The 20295-nt window shown below is 72.5% G+C and carries 17 protein-coding genes and 1 pseudogene; 10 read left to right on the top strand and 8 right to left on the bottom strand.

Features of this window, described 5'->3' with window-relative positions:
* Positions 1-36 precede the first annotated feature (36 nt).
* From AB0M11_RS07745 to AB0M11_RS07725, 5 genes are all read left to right on the top strand, one after another.
* A complete protein-coding gene (locus tag AB0M11_RS07745; protein ID WP_365702611.1) occupies positions 37-993 on the top strand; it encodes an ABC transporter ATP-binding protein in 957 nt (318 codons plus the stop codon).
* On the top strand, positions 990-2363 hold the full coding sequence (locus tag AB0M11_RS07740) for an ABC transporter permease (RefSeq protein WP_365702474.1): 1374 nt from the start codon (positions 990-992) through the stop codon (positions 2361-2363). Before AB0M11_RS07745 ends, AB0M11_RS07740 begins: the two co-directional genes overlap by 4 nt.
* Positions 2364-2377: 14 nt before the next feature.
* Positions 2378-5131 carry a bifunctional YncE family protein/alkaline phosphatase family protein gene (locus tag AB0M11_RS07735; protein ID WP_365702472.1) on the top strand — a complete coding sequence of 918 codons (2754 nt, stop codon included), beginning with the start codon at positions 2378-2380 and terminating at the stop codon, positions 5129-5131.
* Between the two features lie 149 nt (positions 5132-5280).
* Positions 5281-6162: an NAD(P)-dependent oxidoreductase gene (locus AB0M11_RS07730; protein WP_365702470.1), complete on the top strand. Its 882-nt coding sequence runs from the start codon at positions 5281-5283 to the stop codon at positions 6160-6162.
* A 105-nt stretch (positions 6163-6267) separates the two neighbouring features.
* Positions 6268-6543 carry a DUF1876 domain-containing protein gene (locus AB0M11_RS07725; RefSeq protein ID WP_365702609.1) on the top strand — a complete coding sequence of 92 codons (276 nt, stop codon included), beginning with the start codon at positions 6268-6270 and terminating at the stop codon, positions 6541-6543.
* Positions 6544-6625: 82 nt separating this feature from the next.
* Here AB0M11_RS07725 and AB0M11_RS07720 read toward each other — a convergent pair whose 3' ends face one another.
* The 5 genes and pseudogenes from AB0M11_RS07720 to AB0M11_RS07700 all read right to left on the bottom strand — a co-directional run bounded on the left by AB0M11_RS07720 (position 6626) and on the right by AB0M11_RS07700 (position 10012).
* On the bottom strand, positions 6626-7795 hold the full coding sequence (locus AB0M11_RS07720) for a serine hydrolase domain-containing protein (protein WP_365702607.1): 1170 nt from the start codon (positions 7793-7795) through the stop codon (positions 6626-6628).
* A 123-nt stretch (positions 7796-7918) separates the two neighbouring features.
* Entirely contained in the window at positions 7919-8323 is a 405-nt protein-coding gene (locus AB0M11_RS07715; protein ID WP_352365832.1) for an organic hydroperoxide resistance protein, read from the bottom strand.
* Positions 8324-8573: 250 nt separating this feature from the next.
* Entirely contained in the window at positions 8574-9047 is a 474-nt protein-coding gene (locus AB0M11_RS07710) for a MarR family transcriptional regulator (protein WP_365702468.1), read from the bottom strand.
* 10 nt (positions 9048-9057) lie between these two features.
* Positions 9058-9650, bottom strand: a pseudogene (locus tag AB0M11_RS07705) (ABC transporter ATP-binding protein).
* The gene (locus tag AB0M11_RS07700; protein WP_365702604.1) at positions 9638-10012 is read right to left on the bottom strand and encodes a CbiQ family ECF transporter T component; all 375 of its coding nucleotides are present in this window, start codon (positions 10010-10012) and stop codon (positions 9638-9640) included. The pseudogene AB0M11_RS07705 and the gene AB0M11_RS07700 overlap by 13 nt, the downstream one beginning before the upstream one ends.
* Positions 10013-10048: 36 nt before the next feature.
* Between AB0M11_RS07700 and AB0M11_RS07695 the strand changes: the two genes are divergently transcribed.
* Positions 10049-10396 carry an SsgA family sporulation/cell division regulator gene (locus tag AB0M11_RS07695; RefSeq protein WP_365702466.1) on the top strand — a complete coding sequence of 116 codons (348 nt, stop codon included), beginning with the start codon at positions 10049-10051 and terminating at the stop codon, positions 10394-10396.
* Between the two features lie 45 nt (positions 10397-10441).
* Here the strand turns inward: AB0M11_RS07695 and AB0M11_RS07690 are convergent, their stop codons facing one another.
* The 3 genes from AB0M11_RS07690 to AB0M11_RS07680 all read right to left on the bottom strand — a co-directional run bounded on the left by AB0M11_RS07690 (position 10442) and on the right by AB0M11_RS07680 (position 15773).
* A complete protein-coding gene (locus AB0M11_RS07690; RefSeq protein WP_365702464.1) occupies positions 10442-12109 on the bottom strand; it encodes a penicillin-binding transpeptidase domain-containing protein in 1668 nt (555 codons plus the stop codon).
* Between the two features lie 102 nt (positions 12110-12211).
* Positions 12212-13822, bottom strand: coding sequence for a penicillin-binding transpeptidase domain-containing protein (locus AB0M11_RS07685; RefSeq protein WP_365702462.1), 1611 nt, complete (start codon positions 13820-13822; stop codon positions 12212-12214).
* Between the two features lie 157 nt (positions 13823-13979).
* Positions 13980-15773 carry a phospholipid carrier-dependent glycosyltransferase gene (locus AB0M11_RS07680; RefSeq protein ID WP_365702460.1) on the bottom strand — a complete coding sequence of 598 codons (1794 nt, stop codon included), beginning with the start codon at positions 15771-15773 and terminating at the stop codon, positions 13980-13982.
* 196 nt (positions 15774-15969) lie between these two features.
* Here AB0M11_RS07680 and rsmI point away from each other — a divergent pair, with 196 nt between their 5' ends.
* The 4 genes from rsmI (at position 15970) to AB0M11_RS07660 (ending at position 20270) form a co-directional block, all read left to right on the top strand.
* Positions 15970-16827: a 16S rRNA (cytidine(1402)-2'-O)-methyltransferase gene (gene rsmI, locus AB0M11_RS07675; RefSeq protein WP_365702458.1), complete on the top strand. Its 858-nt coding sequence runs from the start codon at positions 15970-15972 to the stop codon at positions 16825-16827.
* A gap of 441 nt (positions 16828-17268) precedes the next feature.
* Positions 17269-17685 carry a hypothetical protein gene (locus AB0M11_RS07670; protein WP_365702456.1) on the top strand — a complete coding sequence of 139 codons (417 nt, stop codon included), beginning with the start codon at positions 17269-17271 and terminating at the stop codon, positions 17683-17685.
* A 46-nt stretch (positions 17686-17731) separates the two neighbouring features.
* The gene (locus tag AB0M11_RS07665) at positions 17732-18664 is read left to right on the top strand and encodes a TatD family hydrolase (protein WP_365702454.1); all 933 of its coding nucleotides are present in this window, start codon (positions 17732-17734) and stop codon (positions 18662-18664) included.
* A 298-nt stretch (positions 18665-18962) separates the two neighbouring features.
* Positions 18963-20270, top strand: a complete 1308-nt coding sequence (locus AB0M11_RS07660; protein ID WP_365702602.1) for a ubiquitin-like domain-containing protein — start codon at positions 18963-18965, stop codon at positions 20268-20270.
* Positions 20271-20295: the final 25 nt, after the last annotated feature.

The following is a 20295-nucleotide window of genomic DNA, read 5'->3' as shown; positions in this document are numbered from 1 at the left end:
CCCTGCGGATTGCGGAAGAAGGGACGCATGGGACTCATGGACACACCTCACGCAGTCCGGGCACGGGGTATCACGAAGTGCTTCGGTGACGTCGTCGCACTGGACACCGTGGACCTGGACGTGACGCAGGGTCAGATCCACGGGCTGGTGGGGCCGAACGGCGCCGGCAAGACGACGCTGCTCGGGCTGCTGCTGGGGTTGGCCGTCGCCGACGGCGGCCGGCTGGAGATCCTGGGCACGCCGGTCGAGCGGGCGCTCACCGCTCCCGACGGCGTCGCCGGCTTCGTGGACGCGCCCGGTCTCTATCCCTCGCTCACCGCCCGGCAGAACCTCGCCGCGCTGGCCACGCTCCGCGGACTCGACACCGGGGCCGCGGGGACGGCGCGGATCGACGACGTGCTCGGCAAGGTCGGGCTCACCGACGTCGCCGACGACAAGGCCCGCGGCTTCTCCCTCGGCATGCGCCAGCGGCTCGGGCTCGCCGCCGCCCTGCTCACCCGGCCCCGGCTGCTCGTCCTCGACGAGCCCGCCAACGGCCTGGACCCGGCCGGCAAGAGACACGTGCACGGCGTCCTCACCCGGCTCGCCGCCGACGGCACCGCCGTGGTGCTCTCCAGCCACCGGATGGACGACCTGGAGGCGCTGTGCTCCGAGGTCACCATCCTCGCCACCGGACGCGTCGTCTTCTCCGGCCCGCTGACCAAGCTGGCCGCCGAGAACCGTGAACTCGACTACCGGCTGCGCACCTCCGACGCCGAGACCGCGCGCCGGCTCGCCGCGGACCTGGCCGGCGTCCGGATCGTCGACGACACCGGCCTCGGCCCGCGCAAGGACCCCGACGTGCTCGTCGTCCGGGCCCTGGTGCCGGCCATCGACGAACTCGTCACCCAGGTCGTGCGGTCGGGCGTCGCGGTGCGCGAACTCGCACCCGTCGTCTCGCCCCTCGAAGCCGCGTTCCTCGCCCTCACCGAGCACCAGGAGTCGGGCCGATGACCACGACCGGCGCGCCCGCCGAGACCGTCGCCACCGTCGCCGCACCCGCGGTCGCCCGCCGGGTCCCGGTGTCCCGCGGCTACCGCTTCGAACTCGTCAAGCTGGTCTCGCAGTGGCGGATCCGGCTGCTCGTGACGGCCTGCTGGATCGCGCCGGCGCTGTTCGTCGCCGGGGTGAGCCGGCAGAGCACGCTGCCCGCCGACACGCTGTTCGGCCGGTGGATGCACGCCACCGGCTGGGCCGGGCCGCTGGTGATGCTCGGCTTCGCGGGCACCTGGGCGCTGCCGCTGCTGACGTCGGTGGTGGCCGGTGACGTGTTCGCCGCCGAGGACCGGCTCGGCACCTGGCGCCACCTGCTCGTGGCGGTCCGCTCGCCGGGGCGGATCTTCGTGGCGAAGTCGCTGGCCAGCCTCAGCGTCATCGTGCTGCTGGTGGCCGGTCTCGCCGTGTCCAGCACGGTCGGCGGCCTGGCGTCGGTCGGCGACCAGCCGCTCGTCGGCCTCGACGGCCACCCGCTGTCGTCCGGCGACGCGGCCGCCCGGGTCCTGCTCGCCTGGCTCGCCGCCCTCGCCCCGACCCTCGCCCTGGCCGCGATCGGCCTGCTCGGCTCGGTGGCCCTCGGCCGCTCCCCGACGGGCCTGTTGCTGCCCCCGATCGTCGCGCTGGCGATGTCGGTCGCCCAGATGCTGCCGCTGCCGGTCGCCCTGCGGCTCGCCCTTCCCGGTTACGCGTTCATCTCCTGGAACGGTCTGTTCACCAGTCCCGCCCAGCTCACCCCGCTCCTCGTCGGCGTCGCCGTGAGCCTCGCGTGGGCCCTGCTCGCGACCGCGCTGGCCTGTCTCCTGTTCATCCGGCGGGACTTCACCAACCCGGCCTACGACGGCTCCGGGCACCGCGCGCTCACCCTCGGCGTGCTGCCGCTGGCCGCGTTGACCGCCGTCGCCGTCGGGGCGGTCGCCGTGGCCGCCCCGTCGACGGGCTCCGGGATCACCCAGGCGAAGGTGCAGAAGTCCCTCGCCACGGTGTTCGCGCACCTCTACCGCCTCCAGACGGAGCAACTGCACCGCCCCGCCGTCACCGAGGCGCAGCTGCGGGCCTCGGCGGCGTGCACCAAGAGCGACGGCCGGACCGCCCAGGAGGGCGCGGGCAACGACTGGCGGTGCGTAGTGAGCTGGCGCCTCCCCGGCGTCACGGGCGTCACCGGGACGGCGGTCTACCAGCTCGACATCACCTCGGACGGGCGGTTCGTGGCCGACGGCGACGGTCCCAAGGAAGTCAACGGCTACTTCCTCGTACGGACCTCGACCGGCGACGCCCCGAATCCGCTGTGGCAGTTCGACGGCAACGTCGACCTGCTCGAAACCCAGTGAAGGGAAACAGTTCCGTGCAGGTAACACGCCAGCGCCGGATCAGCGAGAAGAAGCAGTTCCACCTCTTCGGCAGACATGTCGGCCGCCAGACCCTGCTGGTGACGGCGGGTATCGCCGTCGCCCTCGGCGTTACCGGCACCGCGGTCGCCTCGACCTACCAGTTCGGCACCCAGCAGGTCGGCCAGACCACCGCCAACGGCCAGGTGGTCTCCGCCGACCAGTACATCAACCCCTACGGCACCCGCAGCGTCATCAACGACGGCAAGATCATGTCGTCGGCGGTCAGCCCGGACGGCACCCACCTCGCCGCCTCGATCGCCGACGGTGACGCCTCCCTGGTCGTCGTCGACCTGGCGACCGGTCAGGTCAAGCAGAAGGTCGGCACCAACGCCGCCGACAACCTGCGCATCAGCAGCGGCGCGGTCGGCCAGGAGGGCCCGACCTACTCGCCCGACGGCAAGCAGCTGTGGCTGGGCCAGGCGAACGGCTACACGAAGTTCACCGTCAACGCCGACGGCACCCTCGCCAACCCGACGGCCGTCACCCTCGCGGCCGACGGCTCCAAGCAGGCGCTGGTGGGCGCGGCCGTGTTCTCCGCCGACGGCTCCACCGTGTACTCCGCGGTCAACGGCCAGAACAAGGTGGTCGCCATAGACGCGGCGACCGGCACGGTCAAGCAGACCTGGGCGGTCGGCAACGCCCCGCGCGGCCTCGCCCTGGTCGGCGGCAAGCTCTACGTCAGCAACGAGGGCGGGCGCCCGGCCAAGGCCGGCGACACCACCATCAACTCCTACGGCACCGACGTCGTGGCGAACCCGAAGACCGGCGCCAGCACCACCGGCACGGTCAGCGTCATCGACACCGCGGACCCGTCCGCCGCCGTCGGCAGCATCGACGTCGGCCTGCACCCGACCGCCGTGTACGCGAGCAAGGGCGCGGTGTTTGTCACCAACACCGCCGACAACAGCGTGTCGGTCATCGACAGCAGCAAGGACCAGGTCGTCCAGACCATCGCCACCCAGCCGTGGCCCGAGGCGTCCGTCGGCTACGAGCCGAACGCGGTCACCCTCACCGACGACGGCCGCCTCCTGGTGACCCTCGGCCGCGCCAACGCCGTCGCCGTCTACCGGTACAGCTCCCCGCAGCAGCCGGCCCGGTACGTCGGCCTGCTCCCCACGGACTACTACCCGTCCGGGGTCACCGCGCTCGGCAAGGAGATCGTCGTCGCCAACACCCGCGGCGTCGACGCGCTGCGCCCCGACGCCGCCGGGCACAACACGCACGACACCACGTCGAGCCTCACCCGGTTCACGATGCCGAGCGACCAGGTCGTCCGGGCCGAGACGAACAAGGTGTTCCAGCAGAACGGCTGGACGTCGAACTCGGTCAGGACCGCCAAGAGCGGCAGCCACAAGAAGGCCGTCCCGGTGCCGAGGCGGATCGGCGACCCGTCGACGATCAAGCACGTCTTCCTGCTCGTCAAGGAGAACCGCACCTACGACCAGGTCTTCGGCGACCTCCCGCAGGGCGACGGAAACTCCGCGCTCACCCAGTTCGGCGAGAACGTCACGCCCAACCAGCACGCGCTCGCCCAGCAGTTCGGGCTGTACGACAACTTCTACGACATCGGCACCAACTCCGCCGAGGGTCACAACTGGCTGATGCAGTCGGACAACCCGGAGTACACCGAGTCGTCGGCCGGCGAGTACACGCGCAGCTACGACACCGAGGACGACGCCCTCGGCCACCAGAAGACCGGGTTCATCTGGACCGGCGCGCAGGCGGCCGGCAAGTCCGTGAAGGACTTCGGCGAGTTCCAGTCGTACGAGAGCAAGCCGGCCGGCGCGACCTGGCAGAACCTGTACTGCGACAGCAAGAACATGGCCGCGACGGGGGCCCAGACCGCCTACCCGATCAAGACGGGCTCGGCGATCCCGTCGCTCAACGACGTGTCGGTGCAGGGCTTCCCGCTGTTCGACCTCAACGTCCCGGACATCTACAAAGAGCAGATCTGGAAGCAGGACTTCGAGAAGAACGGCCCGGCGAACCTGAACATGTTCTGGTTCTCCAACGACCACACCGGCGGCCCCGCCAACGCCGCAGCCGAGGTCGCCGACAACGACCTCGCGGTCGGCCGCACGGTCGACGAGATCACCCACAGCAAGTACTGGAAGGACTCGGCGATCTTCGTCGTCGAGGACGACTCCCAGGCCGGTCTCGACCACGTCGACGGCCACCGGGCCCCGGTCCAGATCATCAGCCCGTACGCCCAGCACGGCACGGTCGACGACCACTACTACTCGCAGATCACCATGGTGCGCACCATCGAGCAGATCCTCGGCATCCACCCGATGAACCAGCTCGACAGCGCGGCCACCCCGATGTACGACGCGTTCACGTACAAGGCGGACGACACGCCGTTCACGGCGGTCCCGAACCGGACCTCGCTGACCCTCGGCGTGAGCCCGCAGCCGAGCTGCGGCTCGGACACCCCGGCGGCCCAGGACGCCAAGGCGGCGGCCGCTCCCACGTCGGTCGCCGTGCCGGCGGCCGAGGCCAAGGTGGCGGCGCAGTGGCGGACATGGGCCTCGCACCAGCGGCTGACCGGCAAGAACGCGGTGCCGGACTACGCGAACCCGACCCAGATGAACCGTTACACCTGGTACCAGACCCACAACTGGACCAAGCCCTACCCCGGCGACAAGAAGGTCTACTCGCCGAACGACGTGCCGGGCGCCTACCTCCCGTCCGCGGAGAACGACGGCTGATCCGCCCGCTCACGCCAGGGGACCCCGGTCGGCGGACCGGGGTCCCCCGCGTTTTCCGGCGCGGCGCAACGGATACCCGGACGCCGCGCGCCGGCCTGGCCCGCGGTACGCCAAGCTGGCTGCGGACCGTACGACGACAGGGAGAGGTCATGACCGACAAGCCGACCGTGGGAGTGCTGGGCACCGGCATCATGGGCGCCGCGATGGCCCGCAACCTCCTGAAGGCCGGGCTCACCGTCCGGGCCTGGAACCGTACCCGGGCCAAGGCCGAACCCCTCGCGGCGGACGGCGCCCAGGTCACCGACACCCCGGCCGGGGCGGTGGAGGGCGCCGACGTGGTCCTGACCATGCTGTACGACGGCGCCACCGCGCTGGAGACCCTGCGCGAGGCGGCCGGTTCGCTGCGTCCGGGCACCGTCTGGGTCCAGTCGACCACCGCGGGGCTCGACCAGGTCCCCGACCTGGCCGCGTTCGCCCGCGAGCACGGCCTGGTCTTCTACGACGCCCCGGTCCTCGGCACCCGGCAGCCCGCCGAGGCCGGACAGCTCACCGTCCTGGCCGCGGGGCCGGAGCAGGACCGGGCGAGGGTCGCGCCGGTCTTCGACGCCGTCGGCGCCCGGACGGTGTGGACCGGCGACGACGGGGCCACGGCCGCCGCGACCCGGCTCAAGCTGGTCGCCAACAGCTGGGTCCTCGCGGCCACCGCGGCCACCGGCGAGGTGCTCGCCCTGGCCGAGGGCCTCGGGGTGGACCCGCAGCGCTTCTTCGACCTGATCGCGGGCGGCCCGCTCGACATGGGCTACCTGCGGGCGAAGGCCGCCCTGATCCTCGACGGCGGGCTGACCCCGCCGTCGTTCGCGGTGGACACCGCCGGGAAGGACGCCCGGCTGATCGTCGCCGCCGGCGCGAGCCACGGGGTGCGCCTGGACGTCGCCGAGGCGGCCGCCGAACGCTTCGCCCGCGCCGCCGCCCAGGGGCACGCCGACGAGGACATGGCCGCCGCCTACTTCGCGAGCTTCGAGGACAGGTGAGGAAGGCTCCCGGAGGGCGCCGGAGCGGGCCCGGACCGACGTGACGGGCCGGGCTTCGAAGGAGCACCCTGGAAGCAGCGATTCCGGAGGTGGTCCCTGATGAACATGATGAAAACCGCTGTGGGATGGCATGTCGAGATGGAGTTCCTGGAGGACGACACGCACACGCGCGCGGTGGCCCTGGTCCGCCTGCCCGACGGCACCGAGGTACGGGCGCACGGCCACGCGAGCCGGCACGACTCCGACAGCAACCAGCCCAGAGTCGGCGAGGAGATCGCCGGCGCCCGCGCCCTGAACGAACTGGCCATGCAACTGCTGTCCAAGGCGCACGGCGAGATCGACGCGCTGTCGGGGCGGCACTCGCACCCGATCAACGTGTGAGCGGTCCGCGAGAGCGGTGCATGCGAGCGGTGCGGGGGAGCGGTACGCGCGGGCGGCTGTCCGAGGGCGGTGCGCGCGGCGGTCAGGACAACGCCGTGCGCACCGCGCGCACCAGCGCCTGCGCCCGCGGGTCCGCCGTCACGCTCTTGCGGAAGCCGTTGGTGACATAGCCGAACGCGATGCCCGACTCGGGGTCCGCGAAGGCGAGCGCGCCGCCCCGGCCCGGGTGGCCGAAGGAGCCGGGGGAGAGCAGCGGGGACGCGCTGCCGTGCAGCATGTAACCGAGCCCGAAGCGGGTGGCGACGACCAGCACCCGGTCCGGTCCGGCCGACTGCTCGGCGCGGGCCAGCTCCATGGTCTCCGGCGTGAACAGCCGCCTGCCGCCGTCGACCTCGCCGATCAGCGAGGCGTAGAAGCGGGCCAGGCCGTCGGCGGTGGCGACGCCGTTGGAGGCGGGCAGGGCGGCCGCGCGGTAGGCGGGGTCGTTCTCGTCCGGGAGCGGGCTGATCGCGCCGAACGCCCGCCGGGTCAGCGAACCGGGGTCGGCGTACGCCTCGGAGACGGCCCGCTTGGGCCGGGTGCGCAGCGCGCCGGCGCCGGCGGGCGCCTCGACCGGCCCCACGCGCCCCGCCCGCGCCTGCTCCGCCGCCGGCAGCCCGAGCCACAGCTCGGCGTCGGCTGGCCCGGCGATCTCGTCCGCGATCCACTCGCCGACGGTCCGCCCGGTCACCCGCCGCACCAGCTCACCGGTCAGCCAGCTGTAGGTCTGCGCGTGGTAGCCGTGGTCGGTGCCCGGCTCCCACACCGGCGCCTGGGCCGCCACGGCGGCCGCGCCGAGGTCGGGGTCGGCGGCCTCGGCGGGCGTGAGCGGCCGGTCCAGCACCGGCACGCCCGCGCGGTGCGCGAGCAGGTGCCGCACCAGCGTCCGCTCCTTGCCCGCCGCCTTGTACTCCGGCCAGAGGTCACCGACCGGCGCGTCCAGATCCAGCTCCCCGCGCTGGTGCAGGAGCAGCAGCACGGCGGCGGCGACGCCCTTGGTCGCCGAGCGCACGATCTGGGCGGTGCCGCGCTTCCACGGCGGGCCGCCGACGGCCCCGTCGACGTCTCGGGCGCCGCCCCACAGGTCGACGACCTGGTGTCCGTCCCGGTACACGGCGACCGCCGCGCCCCGGTCCCCGAGCGACGCGAAGTTGTCCGCGAACGCGTCCCTGACCGGCTCGAAGCCCTCGGCCACAGTGCCGTGCACGTCCACGTCCACGATCCCTCCACCCACTCCACCCACTACGACTGGCGACAGTGAGGGAAACAGGGCCGCGCGGCCGCGGATTCCTCCGTACGACGTGGTCTGCGGCACGTGGCCGAGGGACGGCCGGGGTCAGCCGAGCACGATCGTCACCTCGATGTTGCCGCGCGTCGCGTTCGAGTACGGGCACACCTCGTGGGCGGCGTCCACCAGCTTCGCCGCGATGTCCGCGTCCAGCACCGGGAGCGAGACGCTGAGCGCGACCGCGAGGCCGTAGCCGCGCTGCTTGTTGGGGCCGATGCCGACCTTCGCGGCGACCGTGGAGCCGGTCAGGTCGTAGCCGGCGCGGTTGCCGACGAGGATCAGCGCGTTGTGGAAGCAGGCGCTGTAGCCGGCCGCGAACAGCTGCTCCGGGTTGGTGCCGTTGCCGTCCCCGCCCAGCTCCGGCGGCATCGCGACCTTGAGGTCGATCTGACCGTCCTGACTGCTGACATACCCGTCCCGGCCGCCGTGCGCGGTCGCCTCGGCGACGTACATGATCTTCGTCGGACGAGAGTCGACGGTGGCGCCTTCGATCACGGCGGGACCTCCCCCAGGGCGGAAACGGCGGTGAGCAGTGGTGAGCAATACGGAGTGCGCAAGCACATCGTGCACAAGGTACCGACCGGTAGGGAGCTGCGGGAGGGGCAGGGGGTGGAAACCGCGGGTAACAGCGGGCGCCCATGCGGGCGGGAGGTCACGCGGGCCGAGAGGTCACGCGGGCCGAGAGGTCACGCGGGCCGAGAGGTCACGCGGGCCGACAAGCCGCCCGGCCCGCCCGCTCCGCGAGGTCCCGCAACTCCTCGCGCAGCCGCGCCACATCGGCACCGTCCAGCCCGGTGCTGGTGAGCAGGGCACCGGGGACGCGCGCCGCGCGCTCCCTCAGCTCCTCCGCGCGCCCGGTGCAGGCGACCCGCACCGAGCGCTCGTCCCGCTCCGAGCGCTCCCGGCGCACCAGACCCGCGCCCTCCAGCCGCTTCAGCAGCGGCGACACCGTGCCGTAGTCGAGCCGGAGCGCCGCCGCCAGCTCCTTCACCGTGGTCTCGCCCCGCTCCCACAGGACGAGCAGCACGAGGTACTGCGGGTAGGTGAGCCCCAGTTCGTCGAGGAGCGGGCGGTAGGCGGCGGTCACGGCGCGCTGCGCCGCGTACAGCGCGAAGCACAGCTGGTCGTCCAGCCGCGGCGGCCCCACGGCGTCACCGGCGTCCTCTTGATGCGTCACACGCCCATTGTCACGGACGCGAGGCGAACCCGAAGGGCAGTTCCAGCCGGTGCGCGCGCATCAGGGCGTCGTCGGCGAGGAGTTCGCCGGTGGGTCCGCCGGTTGCGATCGTGCCGCCGCTGAGCACCAGGGAGCGCGGGCACAGCTCCAGGGCGTACGGCAGGTCGTGGGTGACCATCAGGACCGTCACGTCCAGGGAGCGGAGGATGTCGGCGAGTTCGCGCCGGAAGGCCGGGTCGAGGTGGGAGGAGGGCTCGTCCAGGACGAGGATCTCCGGTTCCATGGCGAGGACGGTGGCGACCGCCACCCTGCGGCGCTGCCCGAAGGAGAGGTGGTGGGGCGGGCGTTCGGCGAAGCCGGCCATGCCGACCCGCTCCAGGGCGGCCCGCACGCGTGCCTCCGGTTCCGCCCCCTTCAGCCCGGCCGCCGCCGGACCGAACGCCACGTCCTCGCGGACCGTGGGCATGAACAGCTGGTCGTCCGGGCCCTGGAAGACGATGCCGACCCGGCGCCGGCCTGGTGCCCGTCGGGGTAGGCGAAGGCGAGGCCGGAGACCTCCAGCGAGGCGGGAGCACAGGCGGCTGCAGCGGTCACAGGGTCCATCCCGACAGGCAGACGACAAGGGCCGACAGCGGCAGCGCCAGGGCGTACCGCCACTCGGCCGGGGACGCGGTCACCTCGTCGATGACCGGCATCGAACCGGAGCAGCCGCGGCTCACCATGGCCAGGTGGACGCGCTCCCCGCGTTCGTAGGAGCGGATGAACAGCGCGCCCGCGGACTTCGCGAGCACCCCCCAGTGGCGCACGCCCCGCGCCTCGAAGCCGCGCGACCGGCGGGCGATCCGCATCCGGCGCATCTCGTCGGTGACGACGTCGCCGTAGCGGATCATGAAGGAGGCGATCTGGACCAGCGGGCGGGCGCAATCCGGAAAATGTGCGACATTGGAGAGAAAGCGGATGCACAGCCTTCGTACAGGGCACGGAGCGTGAAGGGCAGTCCGATGTCTGTAGTCGAGCAGTACGCGCGAGCCCACATCGTCACGGACGACGACTCCCGGGACGAGCCGCCCGGGGTACCGGTCGTCCTGCGATACGACCCCGACGCGGACCCGCGGTCGGTCCAGGTAGGCCTGCCCGGCACGGACGAGTGGACGTTCTCGCGCTCGCTGCTGGAGCAGGGCCTCAGGGCGCCCACGGAGAGCGGCGACGTACGGGTCTGGCCGCTGGGCCGGGTCCAGGCCGTGGTGGAGTTCCACTCCGACCACGGCACCTCGGTGGTCCAGTTCGAGTCGAAGGCGCTGCTGCGCTTCCTGCGGCGCACCTACATGGCCACTCCCGTGGCCGGCTGACCCGTCCGTCCGGTCCGCGCGGCCCCGGCCGCGCCCCTGTCGGCCCTAGAGGGACGCCCCCAGCTTCAGCAGCGCCGCCACGATCGGTCCGGCCGTGTCGCCGCCGTGGCCGCCCGCCTGCACCACACCCGCGGCGGCGAAGTCACCGCAGTACGCGGTGAACCAGCCGTTGGGCTTCTTCTGGCCGTCGACCTCCGCCGAGCCGGTCTTCGCGCCGCAGCTCGAGGGCAGCCCCGACATCGCCTTGGCGGCCGTGCCGTACCCCGCCGTGTACTGCATGACCTCCTTCAGCTGCGCCTGCGTCTTCGACGACATCGTGCGCGAGGCCTTGGCGATCGTCCGGTTGTCGACGTTCGGCGCGACCAGGTACGGCTGGTGGAAGGAGCCGGTGTCCACCGTGGCCGACACCGACGCCATGTTCAGCGGGTTCATGCGCACCCCGCCCTGCCCGATCAGCGAGGCGCCCATCTGCGCGCCGCTCTGCACCGGGACCGAGCCGTCGAAGGTCGGCACGCCGATGGCCCAGTTGTCCATGCCGAGGCCGTAGACCTGCTGCGCCTCGGTGGTCAGGTCGCTGTCGGAGAGCTTGGGCGCGAAGTCGATGAAGGCGTTGTTGCAGGAGGCGCCGAAGCTCAGTTTGAACGTGCCCTTCTTGATCTCGGAGTCGTCGTCGTTGTGGAACGTCCACCCGGCGAGCTTGTACGTCTTCGGGCAGGGGTGCGAGGCGTCCGGGGTGATCAGCCCCTTCTCGAACAGCATGGTCGAGGTGACGATCTTCATCGTGGAACCGGGCGCGAGCGAGCCCTGGAAGGCCACGTTGAAGCCGTGGCTGGAGTTGGCGACGGCGAGGATCTCGCCGGTCGACGGGCGCATCACCACGACCGAGGCGTTCTTCTGCGTGGTGACCTGCTTCTCCGCGGCCGCCTGCAGGGTCGGGCTGAGCGTGGTCTTCACCGTGCCCGGCGTGCCCTTGCTGAGCTCCAGCAGCGTCTTGTCGGACAGCTTCGCCTTCTCGGACGCCGCGCCGCGCACCACGCGCAGTTCGACGCCCGCCCTGCCGCCGGCCTTCTTGCCGAACTTCTCCCGCAGCCCGTCGAGGACGGTGCCCAGCGACGGGTACCTTGCGGTGGTGATCTCCCCGCCGTCGCGGTCCAGGGCCTTGACGGGCGGGGTGCCGGACTCGCCGGTGACCAGCGTGTCGCCGTCCGCGAGGTCCGGGTGGACGACCGCGGCGTGCCAGTTCACCACCGGCTTGCCGTCACTGGTCCGGCGGACCACGGTGAACGCGGAGTCGTACGACAGCGGCTTGCTGACGCCCTTGTACGACACGGTCGCCTTGACGGAGAACGGGACCTTGTCGCCGGTGCGGGTGCCCTCGGTGAGGGTGACGCCCGTCACATGGGCGTCCTTGGCGTAGCCGGTGAGGAGCTTGACGCAGGCCTTGCTGTCGTCGGTGACGGCGGCGGCCTGCGTGACCTTGCCCTGCTGCCAGGACGACAGGAAGGTGCGCGCGGTCGTCTGCACCTCGGTGGCCGAGAGCGGGCCGGTCTTGACGGGCTTGTGGTCGGCCGTCCGCGCCGCCGCGTCGGCCGCGCCGCCGCCGTACAGCGCGTAGAGGCCGAAGCCCGCACCGCCGACGACGACGGCGATCAACCCGCCGATGACGGCGGGTCTGTTCTTCCGTCGCTCGGCGACGCGCCTTCTCTTGCCCACTGGTCCGTTCCTCCGCGCATTCCCCAGGGTCCCCGCCGCCCCGTAGCCCTCACGCTCCCCAACGACGGCACCAGCCTAGAGTCCCGGCCTGTGGGGGTGACGTCAGCCTCCGATCCGTAGCACGCTTGCGACAATCGGACCGGCCGCGTCGATGCCGTGGCCGCCGTCCTGGGTCATGGCCGCGGCCGCGACGTCGTTGCGGTAGCCGGCGAACCAGCTGTTCGACCTGGACTGGCCGTCGACCTCCGCCGAGCCCGTCTTGGCGCCGATGGTGCCGCTCAGCCCGCGCATCACACCGGCCGCGGTGCCGCTGGTCGCGGTGCGGTTCATCATGGCCCGCAGCTGGGCGACCGTGGTGGCCGAGAGTCCCTTGGCGGTGGCCAGCGCACGCCCGTCCAGCTTCTGCGGGACGAGCACCGGCTGCCGGAAGGTCCCGGTCATCGCGGTCGCCGCCACGGAGGCCATGTTCAGCGGGGACATCTGCACCTGGCCCTGGCCGATCAGGTTCGCCGCGGTGTCCGGGCCGCCGGAGGCGGGGACCCGGCCGTCGAAGCTCGGGATGCCGACCTTCCAGTTGTTCTTACCGAGCCCGAACCGGTCCTCGGCCTCCTTGGTCAGCGAGTCGACCTGGACCGAGTCCGCGTACTTCACGAACGCCGTGTTGCAGGAGCGCGCGAAGCTGTCCGAGAGGGTGGCCTTCTCGTCGGGCCGGAGCCCCTTGAGGTTGCTGAAGGTCTGGCTCTGCCAGGTCGCGGTCGGCGGGCACGGCGCCGGGCCGTCGGCCGTGGTCAGGCCGGTGTCGATGAGGGTGGCCGCGCTGATGATCTTCATGGTGGAGCCGGGTGCCAGTTCGCCGAGGAAGGCCGCGTTGAAGCCGTCCTCGCGGTGGTTGGCGACCGCCAGCACCTCGCCCGTGCTCGGTTTGACGGCCACCACCGACGACTCGGCGTACTTCGTCACCGCGGTCTCGGCGGCGGCCTGCAGACGCGCGTCGAGCGTCGTGCGCAGCGTGCCCGCCCGGCCCTCCTTGAGGGTCAGCAGCGTGGTGTCGGCGGACTCCGCGGACGCGTGCCGGATGACCAGCTCCACCCCGGGGGTGCCGCCCGCCTTGTCGCCGTAGCGGCTGCGCAGTTCGTCCAGGATCGGGCCGAGGGACGGGTACCGGTCCTTGGAGAGGACCTTGCCGTCGCGGTCCACGGCCTCGATCGGCGGGCTCGCCGCCTCGCCGGTGGACAGGGTGTCGCCGCGCCGCAGCTGCGGGTGGACCACCGACGGGTCCCAGTCGACGAGCGCGCGGTGCGTGGTCTCGCCGCGCACGATCCTCAGGTGGCTCCGGTAGGCGAGCGGCTTCGACTTCCCCCCGTAGGACACGGTCGCCTTCACGGTGTACGGCACGGTGGTCCCGGTCGCCTTGCCGGGCGTGATGCGCACGTCCTTGATGTGCGCCACGTCGGTGAAGGACGTGAGCACGGGTTCGGCGTCGGCGGCGTCGTTCGTGTACGAGGCCGCGGTCACCGACTGGCCCTTCTCCCAGGCCGTGAAGAACTTCTGCGTGGTGTCCCTGATCTCGTCCTGCGTCGGCGGGCCGGTCCGCACGGCCGGTGTGCCGTCGTCGTGGAGCGCCGACAGCACGTTGTAGGCGCCGTAACCCCCGCCGCCCAGCACGGCGGCGCACACCCCGCCGATCAGGGTGCCCTTGACCCCCTTGCGCATAGTGCGAAAATCCCTCCCCGTGAGCTTTTGCCGCATTTTGTGAACGCGTTCAAAAAGCTGGTCGTGGTGCGCACTGTAGGTCGTCGCGGGCCCCTGTGACAGCGGTTGACCGATTGTTGGCCGAACCGTTGGCCCGTCAGCGGTCAGGAATGCGGACTCAGACCCAGGTGTCCAGCCACATACGGGAACGCCAGGAGTCGATGGGGATCGCCGTGCCCGTGTACAGCGGCCAGAAGTAGATGAAGTTCCAGACGATCAGCAGCACCAGGACGCCCGCGCTCGACGCGCCGACCAGCCGGCGGGTGTCGCTGCAGCCCGGCGGGCCGATGATCGCGCCGATCATCATCGCCACCGCCAGACACAGGAACGGCACGAAGACGACGGCGTAGAAGAGGAAGATCGTCCGCTCCTGGTACATGAACCAGGGCAGGTAACCGGCCGCGATGCCGCAGGCGATGGCACCGGCCCGCCAGTCGCGGCGGAACGCCCACCGGTACAGAACGTAGACGATCGCGAAGCAGGCCGCCCACCACAGCAGCGGGGTGCCGATCGCGAGCACCTCGCGGGCGCACTTCTCCCCGGCGTCGGCAGGGCAGCCGTCGACCCCCGGGGACGGCGACTCGTAGTAGTACGACACCGGGCGGCCCAGCACCAGCCAGGACCACGGGTTCGACATGTACGTGTGCGGCGTCGACAGGCCGACGTGGAACAGGTAGACCTCGTGCTCGTAGTGCCACAGGCTGCGCAGCCAGTCCGGCAGGAACGTCCAGTGGCCGCCCCGGCCCGCGGTGGCCGCCCAGTTGCGGAAGTAGCCGCCGGTGCCGTCGGTGGGGGACAGGATCCAGCCGATCCAGGAGACCAGGTACACGGCGATCGCCACCGGGACCGTCGCCAGGAGGGTGATCCCCGTGTCGTGCGCCAGGACCGCCTTGTACGGATGCCGGGCACCGGCCACCCTGCGGGCGCCGACGTCCCAGAGCAGCGCCATCAGGCAGAACGCGGCCAGGATGTACAGGCCGTTCCACTTGGTGCCGATCGCGAGGCCGAGCAGCACCCCCGCGCCCCAGCGCCAGGGACGCCAGCCGAAGCGGAAACCGTCGGCCACGCGCGCGTCCGGCCGGACCCGGCCGCCGGTGTCCGCCGGCAGCGCGGCCGCGAGCTTCTGCCGTGCCTTGTCCCGGTCGATGACCAGGCAGCCGAACGCGGCCAGCACGAAGAACATCAGCACCCCGTCGAGCAGCGAGGTGCGGCTCATCACGAAGTGCAGGCCGTCCACCGCCATCAGCCCGCCCGCCAGGCAGCCCAGCAGCGTGGACCGGAAGAGCCGGCGCCCGATCCGGCACAGCAGCAGCACGCTCAGCGTGCCCAGGAGCGCCGTCATGAACCGCCAGCCGAACGGGTTGAAGCCGAAGACCAGCTCCCCGAGGCCGATGACGTACTTGCCGACCGGCGGGTGCACGACATACGCCGCGTCCACCGGGATGCCGACGTGGCCCGCCTTCTGCAGGATCAGGTCGTTGGCGTTCTTGTCCCAGTTGACCTCGAAACCGCGGTGGACGAGCGCCCACGCGTCCTTCGCGTAGTACGTCTCGTCGAATATCACCGCCTTGGGGCTGCCCAGGTTCCAGAACCGCAGCAGCCCCGCCACCAGCGTCACCAGGAGCGGCCCGCCCCAGCCCGACCAGCGCGTGATCCGCCCGGCGAGCACCGGGGGCACGCCCAGGGCGAGCCACAGCCGGGAGCTGGGCTCGGCATACGGCGGCACCAGCCGGTCGACGACATCGGCGGGCGCGCCGGAGCCCGCGGAGTCTCTGCCGCCGGTGACGTGCGCCGTGTGCGAGGGGCGGCCGGCCGGGTAGCCGAACCGGCGCAGCCGCTGCTGCCACGCCGGCCGCTCGTCGAGCGCCGCCTGGCCCTGCCGGGTGTCCGTGGAGGACGCGGTACTGGTCACCGCGCCATCGTAGGGAACCGTTCTGTGTGAGTCCCGTGCAATGGGTCTTCACGTCGGTTCCTTTGCGTTCGGCGGCGGGGCGCCCGGGGGCGGTGTCGCCGATGGGTGCGGTGCTGTCGGTGGGTGCGGTGCTGCCGGTAGAGGCGGCGTCGCCGGTGGGGACGGCGATGTCGGTGGCGGCTGCGAGGATGGAGCCGTGACTGGAACCCTTGTCCTCGCAGGCACCCCCATCGGCGACGTCTCGGACGCCCCGCCCCGGCTCGCCGCGGAGCTGACCGGCGCCGACGTGATCGCGGCCGAGGACACGCGGCGGCTGCGGTGGCTCACCCAGGCGCTGGGCGTCACCCCCAAGGGGCGCGTGGTGTCCTACTTCGAGGGCAACGAGGCCGCCCGCACCCCGGAGCTGGTCGAGGAACTCGTCGGCGGCGCGCGCGTGCTGCTCGTGACCGACGCCGGGATGCCGTCCGTCTCCGACCCCGGGTACCGGCTGGTGGCGGCCGCCGTGGAGAAGGAGATCCGGGTCACCGCCGTCCCGGGGCCGTCCGCCGTGCTCACCGCGCTCGCGCTGTCGGGGCTGCCCGTCGACCGGTTCTGCTTCGAGGGCTTCCTGCCGCGCAAGGCGGGTGAGCGCCGCTCCCGGCTGGCCGAGGTGGCCGAGGAGCGCCGCACCCTCGTCTACTTCGAGGCCCCGCACCGTCTCGACGACACCCTCGCCGCCATGGCCGAGGTCTTCGGCGCCGAGCGGCGGGCCGCCGTCTGCCGCGAGCTGACCAAGACGTACGAGGAGGTACGGCGCGGTCCGCTGGCCGAGCTGGCGGTGTGGGCCGCCGACGGGGTGCGCGGCGAGATCACCGTGGTCGTGGAGGGCGCGCCGGAGCGGGGGGCCGAGGAACTCGACGCGGCGGAGCTGGTGCGTCGGGTGCGGGTGCGGGAGGAGGCCGGGGAGCGGCGGAAGGAGGCGATCGCGGCGGTGGCGGTCGAGGCGGGGATTCCCAAGCGGGTGGTGTTCGACGCGGTGGTGGCCTCCAAGCGGGCTGAGGGGGAGGGGCGTTGAGCGCCGTCGTGGTTGCTCCTGTGTAGTCGGGTGGGGGGTGACGGGGGCCGGTCGCGCAGTTCCCCGCGCCCCTTGCGGGGCGCCGCGGGGCCCGGGTCTCCCAGGGGCGCTCCCTGATCTCTGAGCGCGCCGCTCCTCTCCTGAGCGCGCGCCCCTGACCTGCGGGGATGGGTCCTCTGAGCGGGAGGCTTCTCCTCTGAGCGCGCGCCCCACGGCACGGTAAAGCGGGGGCGGGAAAGGCAAAGCCAATCCCCCTGCGAAAAGGCCGATTCGGCAAGCGACCGCCAAATCGCCTCCAACACTCGGCAGGCCGGTCGCATTCGCGTCGGTGAAGGCGTCCACTGGTCAGCAGGGACGCACCCGTCCCTCACCCCCATGGGATTCCGGGGGGAATCCCGCGCCGGGGGTGCGTGCTTGTCCACGCGGACAAGAGGAGCTGGCATGAGTGAGATCGCAGGGCAGACCGGCCTCCACGGAGCGGCCACGGCAGTCGTCCACGAGTCGTATTCCTTCGCCTGCATGCGGTGCGGGCACGGCTGGGAGCAGTCGTACGAGATAGAGCACCACACCGACGCCGACAACCACGAGTTCGTCAGGTACGTGGCCAACGGCCGGGTCGTTCCGTCGCCGTTGAGCAGGCCCTCCTGTCAGAACTGCGACGGCCAGGTCCTGCGGATCATGCGCGCGGGCCAGGTCTCGTCGGTGCGGAACGCCGCGCAGCGCGCGCGCCAGCCGTCGGTGCGGGATCGTTCCGCCGGGCAGGAGAGCGCGGGGACCGGGCCGGCCGCGGAGGTCAGGGCGGTGCACCACTGGCACCTGTCGGACCTCCTGCACCCCTTCCAGCGCAAGGCGAGCTGACCCGGGCGCGGATCCGGCGGGCATGCCCCTTTCGTAGGATCGGGGCATGCCTTCGAACGCCTCCGGTACGGCCGCGCGCCCGGCCGACAAGAACACGGCGCCGCCGCTCCCGGAACCCCTCCGGGTGCCCGTCGCCGACTCGCACACCCACCTCGACATGCAGTCCGGAACGGTCGAGGAGGGGCTCGCGAAGGCCGCGTCGGTGGGCGTGACGACCGTCGTCCAGGTCGGCTGCGACCTCAAGGGCTCGCAATGGGCGGCCGACACCGCCGCCGCGCACGAGAACGTCCACGCGGCCGTCGCCCTGCACCCGAACGAGGCACCGCGCATCGTGCACGGTGATCCTGGGGGCACCTCCCAGCCCCCTGGGGCCGGGGGAGGGCGGTCGCGGCAGGGGGCGCGGGTGCCCGGCGGTGACGCCGCGCTGGACGAGGCCCTGGCCGAGATCGACCGGCTGGCCGGGCTGCCCCAGGTCAGGGGCGTCGGCGAGACCGGCCTCGACTACTTCCGCACCGGGCCCGAGGGCAAGGCCGCCCAGGAGCGCTCCTTCCGCGCCCACATCGAGATCGCCAAGCGGCACGGCAAGGCCCTGGTCATCCACGACCGCGACGCCCACGCCGACGTCCTGCGCGTCCTCAAGGAGGAGGGCGCCCCCGAGCGGACGGTGTTCCACTGCTACTCCGGGGACGCCGAGATGGCCGAGGAGTGCGCCCGCGAGGGCTACTTCATGTCCTTCGCCGGCAACGTCACCTTCAAGAACGCCCAGAACCTGCGGGACGCCGTGGCGGTGGCGCCGCTCGAACTGCTGCTGGTGGAGACCGACGCGCCCTTCCTGACCCCGGCTCCGTACCGCGGACGGCCCAACGCGCCGTATCTCGTTCCGGTCACGGTGCGGGCGCTGGCCGCGGTGCGCGGCATCGACGAGGACACCCTGGCGGCGGCCCTGGGCGCGAACACGGCGCGCGCCTTCGATTACTGAGGGTGTACCGATCATAACCGGGCGATAACGCTCGCGGGGGCGCGCACCCGGTCCGTACGCCACTCTGGGTAGTCGTGCCGCTTTGGAGAGTGACGGGCGCTCCGCTAGGTTCTGGTGGCCCGATCCGGACCCCTCTGGCCCTCTGGAGCGTGTCGGCGTGAGCACACCGCAGTACGAGACGTCTGGGGCGTACGGCCCCTACGGCGCGCCTGGCGTGCGCGGCGCGCACGGGTTGTACGGCGCGCAGGGGCCGTACGGCGCGCAAGGGACCCATGGCGTGCACGGGACGGCGTACGGCCTGCACGACGCGCGGACGCTGGGCTACGGCACGCCGTACGGCGCCGACACGTACCGCCCGGCGTACGAGGTCGCGGCGCAGGCGCACCGGAGTGAGCCGGTGCTGCCCCGGCAGGGCGAGCGCGGCGTGCCGAAGGAAGCGCGCGACGGAGGCGCCCACGCCATGGCGGGCCGGCGCGCCGCACGCCGGCGCAGGGCGCGGTACGCCAGGCGCCCGGAGTCCGCCGTGCGCCGTCTGCTGCCGCAGGCGCTCGTGGTGGCGTTCCTCGCGGGCGGCACCACCGCGTTCCTCGCCAAGGACAAGGCGATCGAGCTGACCGTGGACGGCAGGCCGCGCACCCTGCATACGTTCGCGGACGACGTGACCGGCCTGCTGGCCGAGCAGGGCGTGCCGGTCGGGACGCACGACGTCGTCGCCCCCGCCCCCGGCACCCCGCTGGCCAGCGGCGACGAGGTCGCGGTGCGCTACGGCCGCCCCGTGCGGCTCACGCTGGACGGCCAACGGCGCGAGGTGTGGACGACGGCGGGCACGGTGGACGGGGCACTCAGGCAGCTGGGGGTGCGCGCCGAGGGCGCGTACCTGTCGGCCGCACGCTCCCAGCGCATCGGCCGCGCCGGGCTCGCGCTCGACGTGCGCACCGAGCGCACGGTCACGATCGTGGCGGACGGCCGGACCCGGACCATCCGCACCAACGCCGCGACCGTCCGCGAGGCCGTCGCGGAGGCCGGGGTCACCCTGCACGGCCAGGACACCACCTCCGTGCCCCCGTCCGCCTTCCCGCGCGACGGGCAGACGGTGACCGTGCTGCGTGTCACGGGCAGCAGGGAGGTGCAGGAGCAGATCATCCCGTTCGAGGTGCGGCGGACCGCGGACCCGACCCTGTTCAAGGGCACCGAGGTGATCGAGCGGGCGGGGCGGCCGGGTCTGCGCCGGGTGACCTACTACCTGCGGACCGTCAACGGGGTCCGGCAGAAGCCGCGCCGCGAGACGTCCGAGACGGTGCGCCGGCCGCGCACCCAGCTCGTCAGGGTGGGGACCAAGCCGCACCCGGACTCGGTGAAGGGCGCCGAGGGCCTGAACTGGCACGGTCTCGCCGCCTGCGAGTCGGGCGGCCGCCCGCACGCGGTGGACCCCTCCGGCACGTACGGCGGGCTGTACCAGTTCGACACCCACACCTGGCACAGCCTCGGCGGCAGCGGCCGCCCGCAGGACGCCTCGGCCGAGGAGCAGACGTTCCGCGCGAAGAAGCTCTACGTGAGCCGCGGCGCCACGCCCTGGCCGCACTGCGGGGCCCGGCTCCACAAGTGACCGGGGAAGCGGCCGCACGGGCGAC

This window comes from Streptomyces sp. NPDC051987 (assembly GCF_040680735.1).
In the GTDB taxonomy this organism is placed as follows: Bacteria; Actinomycetota; Actinomycetes; order Streptomycetales; family Streptomycetaceae; genus Streptomyces.
The sequence above is the reverse complement of the archived record's forward strand: the minus strand, read 5'-3'. Positions and strand labels throughout refer to the sequence as shown.

What these genes read in the sequence shown, in the direction of transcription:
- AB0M11_RS07745 (WP_365702611.1), top strand. Translation starts at nt 37, where the DNA reads ATGGACACACCTCACGCAGTCCGGGCACGGGGTATCACGAAGTGCTTC.
- AB0M11_RS07740 (WP_365702474.1), top strand. Translation starts at nt 990, where the DNA reads ATGACCACGACCGGCGCGCCCGCCGAGACCGTCGCCACCGTCGCCGCA.
- AB0M11_RS07730 (WP_365702470.1), top strand. Translation starts at nt 5,281, where the DNA reads ATGACCGACAAGCCGACCGTGGGAGTGCTGGGCACCGGCATCATGGGC.
- AB0M11_RS07725 (WP_365702609.1), top strand. Translation starts at nt 6,268, where the DNA reads ATGATGAAAACCGCTGTGGGATGGCATGTCGAGATGGAGTTCCTGGAG.
- AB0M11_RS07715 (WP_352365832.1), bottom strand. Translation starts at nt 8,323, where the DNA reads ATGTACGTCGCCGAGGCGACCGCGCACGGCGGCCGGGACGGGTATGTC.
- AB0M11_RS07695 (WP_365702466.1), top strand. Translation starts at nt 10,049, where the DNA reads ATGTCTGTAGTCGAGCAGTACGCGCGAGCCCACATCGTCACGGACGAC.
- AB0M11_RS07685 (WP_365702462.1), bottom strand. Translation starts at nt 13,822, where the DNA reads ATGCGCAAGGGGGTCAAGGGCACCCTGATCGGCGGGGTGTGCGCCGCC.
- AB0M11_RS07670 (WP_365702456.1), top strand. Translation starts at nt 17,269, where the DNA reads ATGAGTGAGATCGCAGGGCAGACCGGCCTCCACGGAGCGGCCACGGCA.
- AB0M11_RS07665 (WP_365702454.1), top strand. Translation starts at nt 17,732, where the DNA reads ATGCCTTCGAACGCCTCCGGTACGGCCGCGCGCCCGGCCGACAAGAAC.